This is a genomic window from Pseudomonas sp. LS.1a, assembly GCF_022533585.1.
In the GTDB taxonomy this organism is placed as follows: domain Bacteria; phylum Pseudomonadota; class Gammaproteobacteria; order Pseudomonadales; family Pseudomonadaceae; genus Aquipseudomonas.
Genome location: NZ_CP092827.1, coordinates 1,234,202 through 1,251,697, shown reverse-complemented (window position 1 = coordinate 1,251,697; position 17,496 = coordinate 1,234,202). Strand labels below are relative to the sequence as shown.

The 17,496-nt window shown below is 63.0% G+C and carries 13 protein-coding genes; all 13 read right to left on the bottom strand.

Annotated features, from left to right (window positions below):
• Positions 1-78 precede the first annotated feature (78 nt).
• Positions 79-924, bottom strand: a complete 846-nt coding sequence (gene kdsA / locus MKK04_RS05775) for a 3-deoxy-8-phosphooctulonate synthase (protein ID WP_025337985.1) — start codon at positions 922-924, stop codon at positions 79-81.
• A gap of 3 nt (positions 925-927) precedes the next feature.
• The gene (locus MKK04_RS05770) at positions 928-2,556 is read right to left on the bottom strand and encodes a CTP synthase (protein WP_004375437.1); all 1,629 of its coding nucleotides are present in this window, start codon (positions 2,554-2,556) and stop codon (positions 928-930) included.
• 269 nt (positions 2,557-2,825) lie between these two features.
• Positions 2,826-4,109 (bottom strand): tRNA lysidine(34) synthetase TilS, encoded by a 1,284-nt coding sequence (tilS, locus tag MKK04_RS05765; protein ID WP_233687941.1) that lies wholly within the window; start codon positions 4,107-4,109, stop codon positions 2,826-2,828.
• Between the two features lie 148 nt (positions 4,110-4,257).
• Positions 4,258-5,205 (bottom strand): acetyl-CoA carboxylase carboxyl transferase subunit alpha, encoded by a 948-nt coding sequence (accA, locus tag MKK04_RS05760; protein ID WP_087501407.1) that lies wholly within the window; start codon positions 5,203-5,205, stop codon positions 4,258-4,260.
• 107 nt (positions 5,206-5,312) lie between these two features.
• The gene (dnaE, locus tag MKK04_RS05755) at positions 5,313-8,837 is read right to left on the bottom strand and encodes a DNA polymerase III subunit alpha (protein ID WP_207829435.1); all 3,525 of its coding nucleotides are present in this window, start codon (positions 8,835-8,837) and stop codon (positions 5,313-5,315) included.
• A gap of 186 nt (positions 8,838-9,023) precedes the next feature.
• A complete protein-coding gene (gene rnhB / locus MKK04_RS05750) occupies positions 9,024-9,647 on the bottom strand; it encodes a ribonuclease HII (RefSeq protein WP_207829437.1) in 624 nt (207 codons plus the stop codon).
• Position 9,648: 1 nt separating this feature from the next.
• Positions 9,649-10,776 (bottom strand): lipid-A-disaccharide synthase, encoded by a 1,128-nt coding sequence (lpxB, locus tag MKK04_RS05745; protein ID WP_207829439.1) that lies wholly within the window; start codon positions 10,774-10,776, stop codon positions 9,649-9,651.
• 1 nt (position 10,777) lies between these two features.
• Positions 10,778-11,554, bottom strand: a complete 777-nt coding sequence (gene lpxA / locus MKK04_RS05740) for an acyl-ACP--UDP-N-acetylglucosamine O-acyltransferase (RefSeq protein ID WP_207829441.1) — start codon at positions 11,552-11,554, stop codon at positions 10,778-10,780.
• On the bottom strand, positions 11,551-11,991 hold the full coding sequence (gene fabZ / locus MKK04_RS05735) for a 3-hydroxyacyl-ACP dehydratase FabZ (RefSeq protein ID WP_028634990.1): 441 nt from the start codon (positions 11,989-11,991) through the stop codon (positions 11,551-11,553). Before fabZ ends, lpxA begins: the two co-directional genes overlap by 4 nt.
• 114 nt (positions 11,992-12,105) lie before the next feature.
• On the bottom strand, positions 12,106-13,161 hold the full coding sequence (gene lpxD / locus MKK04_RS05730; RefSeq protein ID WP_207829443.1) for a UDP-3-O-(3-hydroxymyristoyl)glucosamine N-acyltransferase: 1,056 nt from the start codon (positions 13,159-13,161) through the stop codon (positions 12,106-12,108).
• A gap of 1 nt (position 13,162) precedes the next feature.
• Positions 13,163-13,666, bottom strand: a complete 504-nt coding sequence (locus MKK04_RS05725; RefSeq protein WP_015269197.1) for an OmpH family outer membrane protein — start codon at positions 13,664-13,666, stop codon at positions 13,163-13,165.
• 44 nt (positions 13,667-13,710) lie between these two features.
• Positions 13,711-16,059 carry an outer membrane protein assembly factor BamA gene (bamA, locus tag MKK04_RS05720; RefSeq protein WP_233687944.1) on the bottom strand — a complete coding sequence of 783 codons (2,349 nt, stop codon included), beginning with the start codon at positions 16,057-16,059 and terminating at the stop codon, positions 13,711-13,713.
• Positions 16,060-16,133: 74 nt separating this feature from the next.
• Complete coding sequence (gene rseP / locus MKK04_RS05715) at positions 16,134-17,486, bottom strand: RIP metalloprotease RseP (RefSeq protein WP_233693940.1); 1,353 nt, start codon at positions 17,484-17,486, stop codon at positions 16,134-16,136.
• Positions 17,487-17,496: the final 10 nt, after the last annotated feature.

The window sequence follows — 17,496 nt, the reverse complement described above, 5'->3', positions numbered from 1 at the left end:
TGGGCAGGCCGGGTGAAGGGAACCCCTGACCGACTGGTCAGGGGTGGATCGGACGGTACTTTACCCGAGAATCGAGCTTTACGCGGTTTCTACCGTCGGAAAACTTTTCACCAGGTCGTCCAGTTGCTTGAGCTGGGCCAGGAACGGCTCCAGTTTGTCCAGGCGCAGGGCGCATGGGCCATCGCACTTGGCGTTGTCCGGATCGGGGTGGGCTTCGAGGAACAGCCCGGCCAGGCCCTGGCTCATGCCGGCCTTGGCCAGGTCGGTGACCTGGGCGCGGCGCCCCCCGGCGGAATCGGCGCGACCACCCGGCATCTGCAGGGCATGGGTCACGTCGAAGAACACCGGGTACTCGAACTGCTTCATGATGCCGAAGCCGAGCATGTCCACCACCAGGTTGTTGTAGCCGAAGCTAGAACCACGCTCGCAGAGGATCAACTGGTCATTACCGGCCTCTTCGCACTTGGTCAGGATGTGTTTCATTTCCTGGGGCGCGAGGAACTGGGCCTTCTTGATGTTGATCACCGCGCCGGTCTTGGCCATGGCCACTACCAGGTCGGTCTGCCGCGACAGGAAGGCCGGCAGCTGGATGATGTCGCACACCTTGGCTACCGGCTCGGCCTGGTAAGGCTCGTGCACGTCGGTGATGACCGGCACATTGAAGGTGCGCTTGATCTCTTCGAAGATCTTCAGCCCTTCTTCCATGCCCGGGCCCCGGTAGGACGTCACCGACGAACGGTTGGCCTTGTCGAAGCTGGCCTTGAACACGTACGGGATACCGAGTTTCTCGGTCACCCGCACGTACTCTTCGCAGACCTTCATTGCCAGGTCACGGGACTCCAGGACGTTCATGCCGCCGAACAGGACGAACGGCTTGTCGTTGGCGATCTCGATGTTACCGACGCGAATGATCTTCTGGGTCATTGATCAGGCCTTGTTCTTCTGAGCCAGGGCTGCCTTGACGAAACCGCTGAACAGCGGGTGGCCGTCACGCGGGGTCGAGGTGAATTCCGGGTGGAACTGGCAAGCGACGAACCATGGGTGGTCCTTGGACTCGACCACTTCCACCAGCGCGCCGTCTTCGGAACGGCCGGAAACCACCAGGCCGGCATCGATCAGTTGCGGCAGCAGGTTGTTGTTCACTTCGTAGCGGTGACGGTGACGCTCGGTGATCACGTCCTTGCCGTAGCAATCGTGCACCTTGGAACCGGCGGCCAGCTGGCAGTCCTGTGCGCCCAGGCGCATGGTGCCACCCAGGTCGGAGGCTTCGCTGCGGGTCTCGACGGCACCGGTGGCATCGGCCCACTCGGTGATCAGGCCGACTACCGGGTGGCCGCTGTTGCGGTCGAACTCGGTGGAGTTGGCGTCTTTCCAGCCCATCACGTTACGGGCGAATTCGATCACGGCCACCTGCATGCCCAGGCAGATACCCAGGTACGGCACCTTGTTCTCACGGGCGTATTGCACCGCGGTGATCTTGCCTTCCACACCGCGCAGGCCGAAACCGCCCGGCACCAGGATGGCATCGGCGCCTTCGAGCAGGCTGGTGCCCTGGTTCTCGATGTCTTCCGAGTCGATGTAGCGCAGGTTGACCTTGGTGCGGTTGGTGATGCCGGCGTGGCTCATCGCTTCGATCAGCGACTTGTACGCATCCAGCAGCTCCATGTACTTGCCGACCATGGCGATGGTCACTTCGTGCTCAGGGTTGAGCTTGGCATCGACCACCTTGTCCCACTCGGACAGATCGGCGCCGTTGCACTGCAGGCCGAAGCGCTCGACGACGAAGTCGTCCAGGCCCTGTGCGTGCAGCACGCCCGGGATCTTGTAGATGGTGTCGACGTCTTCCAGCGAAATCACCGCACGCTCTTCAACGTTGGTGAACAGCGCGATCTTGCGACGCGACGAGGCATCGACCGGGTGGTCGGAGCGGCAGATCAGCACGTCAGGCTGCAGGCCGATGGAGCGCAGCTCCTTGACCGAGTGCTGGGTCGGCTTGGTCTTGGTCTCGCCAGCGGTGGCGATGTAAGGGACCAGCGTCAGGTGCATCAGCATGGCGCGCTTGGAGCCCACTTCGACGCGCAGCTGGCGGATGGCCTCGAGGAACGGCTGCGACTCGATGTCACCCACGGTACCGCCGATTTCCACCAGGGCCACGTCGGCATCGCCGGCGCCCTTGATGATGCGACGCTTGATTTCGTCGGTGATGTGCGGGATGACCTGGATGGTCGCGCCCAGATAGTCACCACGACGCTCCTTGCGCAGTACGTGCTCGTAGATGCGGCCGGTGGTGAAGTTGTTGTTCTGGGTCATGGTGGTGCGGATGAACCGCTCGTAGTGGCCCAGGTCGAGGTCGGTCTCGGCGCCATCGTGGGTGACGAACACTTCACCGTGCTGGAACGGGCTCATGGTGCCCGGATCGACGTTGATGTACGGATCCAGCTTGAGCATGGTGACCTTCAGGCCCCGCGCTTCCAGGATGGCCGCCAGGGAAGCCGAGGCAATGCCTTTCCCCAATGAAGAAACAACACCGCCCGTGACGAATATGTAGCGCGTCATGAAAAACCCTAGAAGTCTGCGTTAAGGCGGCCAGCGCCGCCGGAGAAAGCGAAGGAAGGCCGAAGCCCCCGATCACCTGCGTCAATCACAGTGCATCTCGAAAAACTGCCGCGTCTGTACAGACCAGGGGTATCCCCGGCATGGAGCTCGCTCGTCATTTTAAGAATCAGCCCAGCAAAAAACTGCTTGGTAATCGGCAACTCCTGTGTTTTCGCGGAACCCACAGAAGCTGTATCAAGAAGGGAGGGTAGTCTACCCGAATGTACCCTTCAGCTCAAACCTTGCGCGTTCGTCGGCAACTGCCAATACAGCTGGCAATCCGCCTGCACCCGCCCGGGCAGGTTGGCCACCGCCAGCAGGCGCTCGCCCTGGTACAGCAATGGCAGGCGCGGACGCAGGAAGAACGGCACCTGCAGCTCGTTGAGCAGGCGCTTGAGGTCGCGCCGGCCGCGGCCGGGGAGGTCCAGCACTTCACCGCCCTGGCGGTAGGCAATGCGCAGGCCGTCCAGCGGCACTGCGCCAGCAAGACGCACGCTGCCGTTGCCCGGTAACAGCAAAGGCTCGGCGGGATTGGCCCAGGCCAGTTCGCCGGCGGGCAACTGCAGCCAGTCGCCGCTCAACCACCAGATGCGCCCATGGCTGCGTAGCAGTTGCCCATCGGCAAGCTGCCAGACGGGCCGGGCATCGGCGGCGGCATCGCGCAGGTCCGCCCAGCCTGCCCAGTGCCGGGTGTCGGGCAGGCGGGTGCGCCGGCTCAGCCAGTGTTGCAGGGCATTGCGCTGACGGGCCGGCGACAGCGCCACCAGGGTAGCCAGGTCGAGGGAATCCAGCTCCGACCAGGCCACCGGTGCGCCCTCCCCGGCAAGCGCCAGATCGTCCTGGGCCAGTTCGTCCAGCAGGCCCAGGGCTTCGCCCAGGTGCTCGGCGGCGCGGGCGAAATTCTGGCTGGCTTGCGGCCAACGCTGCTGAAGTAGCGGAAACACTTCGCCACGCAGGTAGTTGCGGGCAAATTGTGTGTCGGCGTTTGACGGATCTTCAATCCAGGCCAGCCCATTAGCCTGGGCGTAGTCCTGCAGTTGCTGGCGGGAGCAGCCCAGCAATGGCCTGACCAGGCTGCCCTGCCCTAGCACCCGCTGCCCCGGCATTGCTGCCAGGCCACGCAGGCCGGCGCCGCGCAGCAGGCGGAACAGCAGGGTTTCGGCCTGGTCGTCGCGGTGCTGGCCGGTGAACAGGATATCGCCTGGACCGAGGGCTTGTTTGAAAGCGGCATAGCGGGCGTCGCGGGCGGCCTGTTCGAGGCTGGCGCCGGGAGTGACCTGGACGTGGACGACCTGGAGTTCGATGCCGAGCTTGTCGCAGACGGTCTGGCAGTGGGCGGGCCAGGCGTCGGCGGCGCTTTGCAGGCCGTGGTGGACGTGGATGGCGCGCAGTGGAGGCGATGCGTGACTGCGGGCGTAATCGGCCAGCAGGTGCAGGAGGACGGTGGAGTCGAGGCCGCCGGAGAAGGCGATGTACCAGGTCGGGGCGTTGAGCCAGGGGGTGAGGTTGATCATTAGGGCCTCACATGGCTTGAGAAAACCGAGAACCCTGTGGGAGCGGGTTTACCCGCGAACACCGGCGCAGCCGGTGCCATGCACCGCGTCGCCTTCTTCGCGGGTGAACCCGCTCCCACAAGGGCCGCAGAGCGGCCCCAGGGATCTATCAGATACCGTAGCTCATCAGGCGATCGTAACGACGGGCCAGCAGCGCGTCGTGGTCGAGCTTGCCGAGCATGTCCAGCTGCTGTACCAGGTCGGCACGAATGCTTTCCGACATCTTCGCCGGGTCACGGTGGGCGCCGCCCAGCGGCTCCTGGATGACCTTGTCGACGATGTTCAGGCTCTTCAGGCGCTCGGCAGTGATGCCCATGGCCTCGGCCGCGTCAGCGGCCTTGTCGGCGGTCTTCCACAGGATCGAGGCGCAGCCTTCCGGCGAGATCACCGAGTAGGTGGAGTACTGCAGCATGTTCAACTGGTCGCACACACCGATGGCCAGCGCACCGCCGGAACCACCCTCACCGATCACGGTGGCGATGATCGGGGTTTTCAGACGTGCCATCACGCGCAGGTTCCAGGCGATGGCCTCGCTCTGGTTGCGCTCTTCGGCGTCGATGCCCGGGTAGGCGCCCGGGGTGTCGATGAAGGTCAGGATCGGCATCTTGAATCGCTCGGCCATTTCCATCAGGCGGCAGGCCTTGCGGTAGCCTTCAGGGCGCGGCATGCCGAAGTTGCGGCGTACCTTCTCGCGCACTTCGCGGCCCTTCTGGTGGCCGATGACCATGACCGGCTTGCCATCCAGGCGCGCGGTACCACCAACGATGGCGGCATCGTCGGCGAAGTGGCGGTCACCATGCAGTTCTTCGAACTCGGTGAAGATGTGCTCCAGGTAGTCCAGGGTGTAAGGACGACGCGGATGACGGGCCAGGCGGGCGATCTGCCAGCTGGTCAGGTTGCCGAAGATGCTTTCGGTCAGGGTGTTGCTCTTGTCTTGCAGACGGGCAATTTCATCGCTGATGTTCAGCGAGTTGTCGTTGCCTACCAGGCGCAGGCCTTCGATCTTGGCTTGCAGGTCGGCAATCGGCTGTTCGAAATCGAGAAAATTCGGGTTCATAGTCATCCGTCTTGGGTCTACGGCCAGGCGGCCGGCCGGTTGATCCGTTTGGCGCCATACCTTAAGGGATCAGGCGCATTCAGGTCGAGATTAAATTTTTTGTCGGTTCAACGATATTGCAGGAAGACGTTCTCACGCCCGAACTGGTCACGCAGCGCCTGAATCAGCCCATCGGCCGGGTCGATGGCCCACTGCTCACCGAACTGCAGCATGGCCTTGGCGTCGCTGCCGGTGTACTCGAGGGTGATCGGGCAAGCGCCGCGATGGCGGGTAATCAGCTCGCCCAGCCACTTCAGCCGGTCGCCCTTGAGCGCTTCGTGCGCCACCTTCAGGCGCAGGCTCTCGGCCAGCTTGGTGCGCGCGTCTTCCATGGTCATCACCTGCTTCACCCGCAGGCGCAGGCCACCGGAGAAGTCGTCGTTGCTGACCTCGCCTTCTACCACCACCATGGCATCGGTCTGCAGCAAGGACTGTGCCGCCATGAAGGCATCGGCAAACAGCGACGCCTCAATGCGCCCGGAGCGGTCATCGAGGGTGACGAAGCCCATCTTGTCGCCCTTCTTGTTCTTCATCACCCGCAGGGCAATGATCATGCCGGCGATGGTCTGGGTATCGCGTGACGGCTTGAGGTCGATAATGCGCTGGCGGGCGAAGCGGCGGATCTCGGTCTCGTACTCGTCGATCGGGTGGCCGGTGAGGTACAGGCCAAGGGTGTCCTTCTCGCCCTTCAGGCGTTCCTTGAGGGTCAGCTCGCGCACCTTGCGGTGGTTGGCGTAAACGTCGGCATCCACCTCGTCGAACATGCCGCCGAACAGGTCGACGTGGCCACTGTCAGCGGTATGCGCCGCCTGCTCGGCGGCCTTGATGGCCTCGCCCAGCGCCGACAGCAAGGTGGCACGGTTGAGGTCGATGTTGGCATGGTAGGCCTTGATCTCGTCATGGAAGTGCGGGCCCAGGCGGTCAAGCGCACCACTGCGGATCAGCGCGTCGAGGGTACGCTTGTTGACCCGTTTCAGGTCGATGCGTTCGCAGAAATCGAACAGGTCCTTGAACGGGCCGCCCTGGGCGCGAGCCTCGACGATCGCTTCCACCGGGCCCTCACCGACACCCTTGATCGCCCCCAGGCCATAGACGATGCGGCCGTCGTTGTTGACGGTGAACTTGAAGTCGGAGAAGTTCACGTCCGGCGCATCGAGGCGCAGCTTCATGCTGCGCACTTCCTCGACCAGCACCACCACCTTGTCGGTGTTGTGCATGTCCGCCGAGAGTACGGCGGCCATGAACGCCGCCGGGTGGTGGGTCTTCAGCCAGGCCGTCTGGTAAGACACCAGGCCATAGGCGGCGGAGTGGGATTTGTTGAAGCCGTAGCCGGCGAACTTTTCCACCAGGTCGAAGATGTTACCGGCCAGGTCCGCATCGATATTGTTGTTGGCACAACCTTCGATGAAACCACCACGTTGCTTGGCCATCTCCTCGGGCTTTTTCTTACCCATCGCACGGCGCAGCATGTCGGCGCCGCCGAGGGTGTAACCAGCCATCACCTGGGCAATCTGCATCACCTGTTCCTGGTACAGGATGATGCCGTAGGTGGGCGCCAGTACCGGCTTCAGGCCTTCGTACTGGTAGTCCGGGTGCGGGTACGCCAGCTCGGCGCGGCCGTGCTTGCGGTTGATGAAGTCGTCCACCATGCCCGACTGCAGCGGGCCCGGGCGGAACAGAGCCACCAGTGCGATCAGGTCTTCCAGGCAGTCGGGCTTGAGCTTCTTGATCAGCTCCTTCATGCCGCGCGATTCAAGCTGGAACACCGCCGTGGTTTCAGCCTTCTGCAACAACTCGTAGGTCTTGCGATCGTCCAGCGGGATGAAGTCGATGTTGACGTCGGGCAGGTTCTTCTTGGCCTGCTCGCGGTTGATGATCTCCATCGCCCACTTGATGATGGTCAGGGTCCGCAGGCCGAGGAAGTCGAACTTCACCAGGCCGGCGGCCTCGACGTCATCCTTGTCGAACTGGGTTACCAGGCCGCCACCCTCTTCGTCACAGGCGATCGGCGAGAAGTCGGTGAGCTTGGTCGGGGCGATCACCACACCACCGGCGTGCTTGCCGGTACCGCGCGTCACGCCCTCGAGCTTCAGGGCCATGTCCCAGATTTCGCGGGCGTCTTCGTCGCCCTTGAGGAAGTCACGCAGGATTTCTTCCTGCTCGTAGGCCTTCTCCAGGGTCATGCCCACTTCGAACGGGATCATCTTCGACAGGCGGTCGGCCAGGCCGTAGGACTTGCCCTGCACCCGCGCCACGTCACGCACCACCGCCTTCGCCGCCATGGTACCGAAGGTGATGATCTGGCTGACCGCGTTACGGCCATAGGCTTCGGCCACGTAATCGATCACCCGGTCACGGCCATCCATGCAGAAGTCGACGTCGAAGTCGGGCATGGAAATACGTTCAGGGTTGAGGAAGCGCTCGAACAGCAGGTCGTAGGCCAGCGGGTCGAGGTCGGTGATCTTCAGCACGTAGGCCACCAGCGAGCCGGCACCCGACCCCCGGCCCGGGCCGACTGGCACGCCGTTATTCTTGGCCCACTTGATGAAGTCCATAACGATCAGGAAGTAACCGGGGAAGCCCATCTGGATGATGATGTCCAGCTCGAACTTCAGGCGGTCCAGGTAGACCTGGCGCTTCTCTTCGTAATTGGGCGTGGTCTCTTTCGGCCACAGCACCGCCAGGCGCTCTTCCAGGCCTTCGTGGGACACATGCCGCAGGTAGTCATCGATGCCCATGCCGTTGGGCGTGGGGAAGTCGGGCAGGAAGTACTTGCCCAGCTGCACCTGGATGTTGCAGCGCTTGGCGATCTCGACGGTGTTGGCGATGGCGTCGGGCAGGTCACTGAACAGCTCGGTCATTTCCTCGGCTGACTTCAGGTACTGCTGGTCACTGTACATCCTTGGCCGACGCGGGTCGTCGAGGGTCCAGCCCTCGCCGATGCACACGCGGGTTTCGTGGGCGTCGAAGTCCGACTGCTTGATGAAACGCACGTCGTTGGTCGCAACCAGCGGGGCGCCGAGCTTGTCCGCCAGGGCCACGGCAGCGTGCACATATTCCTCGTCGCGGGCGCGGTTGGTGCGCTGCACTTCGACATAGAAGCGCTCGGGGAACATTGCCATCCAGTCCTGCAGCAGGGCCTCGGCTTCATCGTCCTTGCCGGCCAGCAGGGCCATGCCGATGTCACCTTCCTTGCCTGCGGACAGGGCGATCAGGCCCTCGCTGGCAGGGGCAATCCATTCACGCTGGAGGATGACCAGGCCGTTGCGCTGGCCGTCGGTCCAACCGCGCGAGATCAGCTCGGTGAGGTTGCGGTAGCCCTTGGGGTTCATGGCCAGGAAGCAGATACGCGACAGCGGTGCTTCCGGATCGGCACCAGCCAGCCACAGGTCGGCGCCGCAGATCGGCTTGATGCCCGCGCCCATGGCGGTCTTGTAGAACTTTACCAGCGAGCACATGTTGCTCTGGTCGGTGATCGCCACCGCCGGCATGTTCATCCCGGCCAGCGCCTTGGCCAGCGGCTTGATCCGCACCAGGCCGTCGACCAGCGAGAATTCGGAGTGGACGCGCAGGTGAACGAAGGGAACCGACATGGAAGATCCTGTAGCAGTGCTGAACGACAAGGGCGGGATTGTAGCTTAAATGGGGATGTTTTTTGGGCTGCTTCGCAGCCCTTCGCGGGCACGCCCGCTCCCACAGGGATATCATCGCCCTCAGGAACGGCGCTATACCTGTGGGAGCGGGCGTGCCCGCGAAGGGCCGCAAGGCGGCCCCATAGGTCAGATCAGGGAGTCGGTGACACCTTCACGCGCATCCCACGCTGCCCGCACCGGGGCAAAGGAACGCCGATGAATGGGCGTTGGCCCCAATCGCGCCAGCGCCTCAAGGTGCACCGGGGTCGGGTAGCCCTTGTGCCCACCAATGCCATACCCCGGGTAGATCAGCTCGAATGCGCTCATCTCCCGGTCACGGGTCACCTTGGCCAGGATCGACGCCGCCGCGATGGCCGGCACCTGGCTATCGCCCTTGACCACCGGCGACGCCGGTACGGCCAGCTTCGGGCAGCGGTTACCGTCGATCAGGGCCAGCTTCGGTGTAATGTGCAGGCCTTCCACGGCGCGCTGCATGGCCAGCATGGTGGCTTGCAGGATGTTCAGGCGGTCTATTTCCTCGACCTCGGCGCGGGCGATGCAGAAACTCAGGGCCTTTTCGCAGATCTCGTCGAACAGCGCCTCGCGCTTGGCTTCGGTGAGTTTCTTCGAATCGTTCAGGCCAAGGATCGGCCGTGCCGGGTCGAGGATCACCGCCGCGGTCACCACCGCGCCGCACAGCGGGCCACGGCCCACTTCGTCGACGCCGGCGACCAGGTCTTCGACCAGGTTGAAGTCCAGTCCAATTTGCATGTCAGCGGTCCTTGAGCAAGGCCAGTACCGCCTCGGCCGCCTGGTTGGAGGCGTCACGGCGCAGGGTGCGGTGAATTTCGTCGAAGCGTTCGGTCTGCTGGCTGCCATCGGCGACCAGCGGCGCCAGGGTGTTGGCCAGGGCTTCACTGGTGGCGTCGTCCTGCAGCAGCTCGGGTACCAGCACGCGCTGGGCCAGCAGGTTCGGCAACGACACGTAGGGGCTCTTTACCAGGCGTTTGAGGATCCAGTACGTCAGCGGTGCCAGGCGATAGGCCACCACCATCGGCCGCTTGTACAGCAGCGCTTCGAGGGTGGCGGTACCCGAGGCGATCAGCACCGCGTCACAGGCCGCGAGGGCCTGGTGCGACTGGCCATCGAGCAGGGTCAGCGGCAGCTCGCGCCCTGCGAGCATCTGCTCGACCTGGGCACGCCGCGCGGCATTGGCGCAGGGCAGCACGAAACGCACGCCCGGCACCTGCTGGCGCAACCGTTCGGCGGCATCCAGGAACAGCGCCCCCAGGCGCCCAACTTCGCCGCCCCGGCTACCCGGCATCAACGCGACTACCGGCCCTTCGCCCAGGCCCAGTGCGGCACGCGCCGCCGGGCGGTCGGCTTCGAGCGGAATGGTATCGGCCAATGGGTGGCCGACGAAGCGCACCGGCACGCCCTGCTCTTCATAGAACCGCGCCTCGAATGGCAACAAAGTCAGCATCAGGTCGCAGCCTTCGCGGATCTTCAGCACACGCTTCTGCCGCCAGGCCCAGACCGACGGGCTGACGTAGTGCACGGTCTTGATCCCGGCCTGGCGCAGTTTCAGTTCGATGTTGAGGGTGAAGTCGGGGGCATCGATGCCGATGAACACATCGGGCTTTTCGCCGATCAGGGTCTCGATCAGCAGCTTGCGGCGCTTGAGCAACTCACGCAGACGCCCCAGCACTTCGACCAGGCCCATGACGGCGAGGCGTTCCATGGGGAAGTAGGATTGCATGCCCTCGGCTTCCATCAAGGGACCGCCAACGCCGATAAACCGTACGTCGGGGTGGCGTGCCTTGAGGGCACGCATCAAACCTGAACCGAGAATGTCGCCGCTGGCCTCACCTGCGACCAAGGCTACGCAAAGCTGCGCCATGTCAGCGGGTGATACCGCGGGCGGAGTTCACGATCGACTGACGGAACAGCTCGACCTCTGGGTGCTTCGCAGCCAGTTCCTCCAGCTCCTTGAGCGCGTCCTCGACGGTCAGGCCCTGGCGATAGACGATCTTGTAGCAACGGCGCAGTACGTGGATCACCTCGTCGCTGAACCCCCGGCGACGCATGCCTTCGAAGTTCATGCTGCGGGCTTCGGCCGGGCTGCCGAACACGGTGACGAAGGCCGGGACATCCTTGCCGATCGCCGTGCCCATGCCCGAAAACGCGTGGGCACCGATATGGCAGTACTGGTGCACCAGGGTGTAGCCGGACAGGATCGCCCAGTCGCCCACATGCACATGGCCGGCCAGGGCCGTGTTGTTGACCAGGATGCAGTGGTTGCCGATGACGCTGTCGTGGCCAATGTGGGCATAGGCCATGATCAGGTTGTGGTCGCCCACGGTGGTTTCCGAGCGGTCCTGGACGGTGCCACGGTGAATGGTCACCCCTTCGCGGATCACATTGTGGTCACCGATCACCAGGCGCGTCGGCTCACCCTTGTACTTGAGGTCCGGGGTGTCTTCGCCGATCGAGGAAAACTGAAAGATACGGTTGTGCCTGCCGATGCGGGTCGGCCCTTTGAGCACAACATGCGGGCCGATAACGGTGCCCTCCCCGATTTCCACATCGGGGCCAACGATCGACCAGGGGCCGACCTCGACACCGTCGGCCAGCTTGGCCGAGGGGTCGATAATGGCCCGAGGATCAATCGAATTCATAGGGAGCGTTCCGCACAGGTGATTTCCGCCGAGCAAACCGGCTTGCCGTCGACCAGGGCGCGGCACTCGAATTTCCAGATCATGCTCTTGCGGCTGAGGAACTTGGCTTCCAGCACCAACTGGTCACCCGGCAGTACCGGCTGACGGAAACGCAGCTTGTCGGAGCCGACGAAGTAGTACAGGGTGCCATCGGCCGGCTTGGCGTCAAGCATCTTGAAACCGAGGATACCGGCGGCCTGGGCCATGGCTTCGATGATCAGAACGCCCGGCATGATCGGGTGCGCCGGGAAATGGCCGTTGAAGAACGGCTCGTTGATGCTGACATTCTTGTAGGCACGAATGCTCTGGGCCTCGTAGTCCAGATCCGTCACGCGGTCCACCAGCAGGAACGGGTAACGGTGAGGCAGGTATTCGCGAATCTCGTTGATGTCCATCATTTCGGGGGGGAAGCCTGTAATAAGAATAGGGAGCGCAGGTGCTGACCACACGCTCCTTTTGCAGTCCAAAGAGGAGCCAGCTAGCGACTGTTCACTCTTGCTCAGGGAATGGTATCAGCCTTCTGATGCCGGCTGGCCACCTGAGGTCACGGTATCGACGCGTTTTTCCAGCTGCTGGAGACGCTTGGCCATGTCGTCCAGGTGGCGGATACGCGCGGCGCTCTTGCGCCACTCAGCCAGTGGCTGCATGGCAGTGCCGGAAGAATAGGCACCCGGTTCGGTGATCGAACGGGTCACCATGGTCATCCCGGACACGAAAACGTTATCACAGACATCGATATGACCCACCATGCCGACACCGCCGGCAATGGTGCAATGCTTGCCGATGCGCGTGCTGCCGGAAATCCCGACGCAGGCAGCCATGGCCGTGTGCTCGCCGATCTGCACGTTGTGGGCGATCTGGATCTGGTTGTCGAGCTTGACCCCGTCAGCGATCCGCGTGTCCGACAGCGCACCACGATCGACCGCGGTGTTGACGCCGATTTCGACGTCATCGCCGATGGTCACGCCACCGATCTGGGCAATCTTGCGCCATACGCCCTTCTCGTTGGCGAAGCCGAAGCCTTCACCGCCAATCACCGCACCCGACTGGATGACCACACGCTTGCCGATGGTCACATCATGGTACAGGGTGACCCGCGGAGCCAGCCAGCCGCCCTCACCTATCACGCAACGAGCACCGACCACGCAGTGCGCACCCACGCTGACATTGGCCCCGATGCGCGCACCGCTTTCGATGACCGCGAACGGCCCGATGCTGGCACTGGCATCCACCTGCGCGTCCTCGGCAACCACGGCGCTGGGATGAATACCCGCCACAGCCTTGGGTTTGGGGTCGAACAGGTGGGAAATACGTGCGTAGGCCAGATAAGGATCAGCGACGATCAGCGCATTGCCGGCAAAGCCTTCGGCATCCGCCGCCTTCAGCAGCACCGCGGCCGCCTGGCTGTTATCCAGGAATTTGCGGTACTGCGGGTTGGCGAGGAAGCTCAACTGACCGGGGCCAGCCTCCTGCAAGGTGGCCAGCCCGGTAATCTGCAGCGCCTCGGGCCCCTTGAGGGTGGCGCCGAGGGCCTCGGCCAACTGGCCTAGCGTCATGGTCACGGTCATATCAACGGGCTTGGTTCATGCGCTCGATGACTTGGCGGGTGATGTCGTACTGAGGCTTGACATCGATAACCGCGCCACGCTCGAGGACCAGGTCGTAACCGCCTTTCTTGATCACTTCCTCGACAGCGCCATCCAGCTTCGGCTTCAACTGCTTGAGCATGTCGCGGTCGGCAACGGCCTTGGCTTCGTTCAGCTCCTTGGACTGGAACTGGAAGTCACGGGCCTTCTGCTTGAACTCGAGCTCCAGGCGCTCACGCTCCTGTTGCTGCATCTTGTCGCCGCCCTTGATCAGACGGTCCTGAATGCCTTTGGCGCTGCTTTCCAGGCTTTTCAGCTTGGTCAGTTGCGGGCCGAACTTCTTCTCGGCATCTACCGCGTATTTCTTGGCGGCATCCGATTCCAGCAGGGCCATCTGATAGTTCAGGACGGCAACCTTCATTTCGGCGAAAGCCGGGGTGGCGACCAGCGCCGCGGCCACTACGGCCAGTTGAGTCAACTTACGCACGATGCACTCCTGGATAAACCGTTGTCATTAAGCGAGGGCCGACCTCAGAAGGTCTGGCCCAGAGAGAATTGGAACACCTGGGTGTCGGCATCGTCCGGCTTCTTGACCGGCATCGCCAGGCTGAAGCTCAGCGGGCCCAGTGCAGTAATCCAGGTCACGCCCAGGCCGACCGAACTGGCCATGCCCGAGAAACCGACCTTCTCGCAATCAGGCTGGTTGCCGCAATTGGTGTCGAACACATTACCCACATCCCAGAACACGGAGGTGCGCAACGAACGCTGGTCCTTGACGAACGGCAGCGGGAACAGCAACTCGACACCACCCTGCACCAGCACGTTGCCACCGAACGGCAACGGATCCTGATCCGGGTCGCGAAGAGTGCCCGGTCGAGTACCGTCGCTCGGGGTACTGCGTGGGCCCAGGCTGCTGTCCTTGAAGCCACGGACCGAGTTGAAGCCACCCGCGAAGTAGTTCTCGTAGAACGGCAGGCCCGAGGTGCTGCCATAGCCATCACCATAGCCCAGCTCGGTGTGCAGACGCAGGGTGTAGTCATTGGTGATCGGCTTGAACAGCTGGCCGCGGTAGTCGAGCTTGTAGAACGACAGGTCGCTGCCCGGAATGGTCGATTCCAGGGTCAGACTTTGCGAGTGGCCACGGGTGGCCAGCACGCCTTTGTTCAGGGTCGATTCGGACCAGCCGATCGAGGCCTTGAAGTTCAGGAAGTTATCGCCTTCCTGCTCCAGGAAGTCGAAGATCTCGTCGACGGTGTACTTGCCGGTCTTGATCTTGTCCTGCTGTACGCTCAGGCCATAGGTCAGGCGCGAGGTCTCGCTGATCGGGTAGCCCAGGCTGACGCCGGCACCGTAGCTGTCCACCGCGTAGCTGGCCACGTCGACGTCAAGGTCGTCGTAGTCGGTGCTGCGATAGAAGGCGTTGTAGCCCAGGCTCACGCCATCGGCAGTGAAGTAGGGGTCAACGAAGCCGAAGTTGTAGCGGGTCTGGTATTCCGAACGGGTCAGGCCGATGGACACCTTGTTACCGGTACCGAGGAAGTTGCTCTGGCTGATCGAACCACCGAGGATCAGGCCGGCACTCTGGGCGAAACCGACGCTGGCGGTGATCGAGCCGGAGGCCTGCTCTTCGACGCTGTAGTTGACGTCGACCTGGTCGTCGGTGCCCGGCACCGGCGGGGTCTCGACGTTGACTTCCTTGAAGAAGCCCAGGCGCTCCAGACGAGTCTTGGACTGGTCGATCAGGTAGGTCGAAGCCCAGCCGCCTTCCATCTGGCGCATTTCGCGACGCAGCACTTCGTCTTCGGTCTTGGTGTTGCCGCGATAGTTGATGCGGTTGACGTAGGCACGCTTGCCCGGGTCGACCACGAACATGATGTCGACGGTGTGGTCTTCATCGTTCGGCTGCGGCACGCCGTTGACGTTGGCGAAGGTGTAGCCTTCGTTACCCAGGCGACGGGTGATCAGTTCGGAAGTGCTGGTCATCACCTTGCGCGAGAACACCTGGCCAGGCTGCACCAGCAGCAGCGACTTGACCTGGTCTTCCGGCACTTTCAAATCACCGGACAGCTTCACGTCGCGAACGGTGTACTTCTCGCCTTCGTTGATGTTGACGGTGATGTAGACGTGTTTCTTGTCTGGCGTGATGGACACCTGGGTGGAAGCGATGTCCATGTTGATGTAGCCACGGTCCAGGTAGTAGGAACGCAGACGTTCCAGGTCACCGGAGAGCTTTTCGCGGGCGTACTTGTCGTCGTTCTTGAAGAACGACAGCCAGTTGGTGGTCTTCAGCTCGAACAGCTGCGCCAGGGTCTCGTCGTCGAACACGTTGTTGCCAACGATGTTGATATGCTGGATGGCGGCGACGGTACCTTCATTGATCTTGATCTTCAGCGCCACGCGGTTGCGTGGCTGCGGCACCACTTCGGCGTCGACCTCGGCCGAGTAGCGGCCCTGGGCCACGTACTGGCGCTGCAGCTCGTTACGCACACCTTCGAGGGTGGCACGCTGGAAGATCTCGCCTTCGGCCAGGCCAGATTGCTTCAGGCCCTTCATCAGGTCTTCGGTGCTGATCGCCTTGTTGCCTTCGATCTCGATGCTCGACACCGACGGGCGCTCGACCACGTTGATGATCAGCACATTGCCATCGCGGTTCAGCTGGATGTCCTGGAAGAAGCCAGTCTTGAACAGGGAACGGGTCGACTCCACCAGGCGGCGGTCATCGGCCTGGTCGCCGACGTTCAGCGGCAAGGCACCGAAGACGCTGCCGGCGGAAACCCGCTGCAGGCCGTTGACGCGGATATCGGAGATGGTGAAGGACTCGGCGTGAACTTCAGCGATCATCAGTGCGGACATGACCGCAGTTAGCAGCAGACGTTTCATGAAGTCCTTTTATTCCAACTGGCAATAAACAGCCCGCCGCGACAAGACGGCAGGTTTCGCAATTGAGCGAAGCTTTATAGTCGACCCAGATCGTTGATCAGGGCGAGCAACATCACCCCTATGACCAAACTGATACCGATCTGGACCCCCCAACCTTGCACCCGATCCGACAGCGGACGACCGCGCGCCCACTCGACCAGGTAAAACAGCAAATGCCCCCCATCCAGAACCGGGATGGGCAGCAGGTTAAGAACCCCCAGGCTTATGCTCAGGTAGGCCAGGAAATTCAGGAAATCCCCCACGCCGGACTGGGCTGAAGCGCCCGCCACTTTAGCAATGGTTATCGGTCCACTCAAGTTTTTTACCGAGAGCTCCCCGAACAGCATTTTCTTCAGCGATTCAAGGGTCAGGACGCTCATGTTCCAGGTACGTGACAGCCCCTCACCCACCGCATCCAGCGGGCCGTAGCTGACTTCGCGGAGCATGTTGGCAGGCCATTCGCCACCTTTTACCCCGGCACCCAGATAGCCGCCGGCAGCCTTGCCCTCGCCCTTGCGCGCCAGGGTGACCGGTACCTCCAGCGCAGCACCATCGCGCTCGACACGCACCACCACCTTGGCTTGCGGGCGGGCCCGCACGGCATCGACCACCTGCTGCCATTCGTTCACGGCCACGCCATCGAGGGCCAGCAGCCTGTCACCGGTTTTCAGGCCTGCAGCGGCAGCCGGGCCCTTCGGATCGATCTCGGCCAACACCGGCACGATCGCCGGGCGCCAAGGCTGCAGCCCAAGCGACTGGATCGGGTCCGGTTCGTCGGCACCCTTGAGCCAGTTATCCAGCTTCACCTGCAGTTGGCGCTCGGCACTGGCACCTTCTTCACGCACGCCAACCTGCAAGGTGCCGCTCTCGCCCAGACGGCGGACCAGCTGCAGATTGACCGCGGACCAACCATTGGTCGGCTTGCCGTCGATGGAGACGATTTCCTGACCTGCGGTCAGGCCTGCAGATGCTGCCAGGCTGCCAGCCTCGACTGCACCGATCACCGGGCGGACCTGCTGGGTACCCAGCATCGCCAGCACCCAGAAGAACAGGATGGCCAGCAGGAAGTTGGCAACCGGGCCCGCCGCGACGATCGCGATACGCTGGCGCACGGACTTGCGGTTGAACGACTGGCCGACCAGCGCCGACGGCACGTCGCCCTCGCGCTCGTCGAGCATCTTGACGTAACCACCCAGCGGGATCGCCGCGATCACGAATTCGGTGCCATGGCGGTCATGCCAGCGCAGCAGCGGCGTACCGAAGCCCACCGAGAAGCGCAGCACCTTGACACCGCAGCGGCGCGCCACCCAGAAGTGGCCGAACTCATGGAAAGTGACCAGCACACCCAGGGCTACGAGGGTGCCGATAATCATGTAGAGCGCTGTCATATCCATCTCC

Excerpts from the sequence above, each read along its gene's own strand:
- kdsA (WP_025337985.1), bottom strand. The coding sequence starts at position 924 with ATGACCCAGAAGATCATTCGCGTCGGTAACATCGAGATCGCCAACGAC.
- MKK04_RS05770 (WP_004375437.1), bottom strand. The coding sequence starts at position 2,556 with ATGACGCGCTACATATTCGTCACGGGCGGTGTTGTTTCTTCATTGGGG.
- tilS (WP_233687941.1), bottom strand. The coding sequence starts at position 4,109 with ATGATCAACCTCACCCCCTGGCTCAACGCCCCGACCTGGTACATCGCC.
- accA (WP_087501407.1), bottom strand. The coding sequence starts at position 5,205 with ATGAACCCGAATTTTCTCGATTTCGAACAGCCGATTGCCGACCTGCAA.
- dnaE (WP_207829435.1), bottom strand. The coding sequence starts at position 8,837 with ATGTCGGTTCCCTTCGTTCACCTGCGCGTCCACTCCGAATTCTCGCTG.
- rnhB (WP_207829437.1), bottom strand. The coding sequence starts at position 9,647 with ATGCAAATTGGACTGGACTTCAACCTGGTCGAAGACCTGGTCGCCGGC.
- lpxB (WP_207829439.1), bottom strand. The coding sequence starts at position 10,776 with ATGGCGCAGCTTTGCGTAGCCTTGGTCGCAGGTGAGGCCAGCGGCGAC.
- lpxA (WP_207829441.1), bottom strand. The coding sequence starts at position 11,554 with ATGAATTCGATTGATCCTCGGGCCATTATCGACCCCTCGGCCAAGCTG.
- fabZ (WP_028634990.1), bottom strand. The coding sequence starts at position 11,991 with ATGATGGACATCAACGAGATTCGCGAATACCTGCCTCACCGTTACCCG.
- lpxD (WP_207829443.1), bottom strand. The coding sequence starts at position 13,161 with ATGACCGTGACCATGACGCTAGGCCAGTTGGCCGAGGCCCTCGGCGCC.
- bamA (WP_233687944.1), bottom strand. The coding sequence starts at position 16,059 with ATGAAACGTCTGCTGCTAACTGCGGTCATGTCCGCACTGATGATCGCT.
- rseP (WP_233693940.1), bottom strand. The coding sequence starts at position 17,486 with ATGACAGCGCTCTACATGATTATCGGCACCCTCGTAGCCCTGGGTGTG.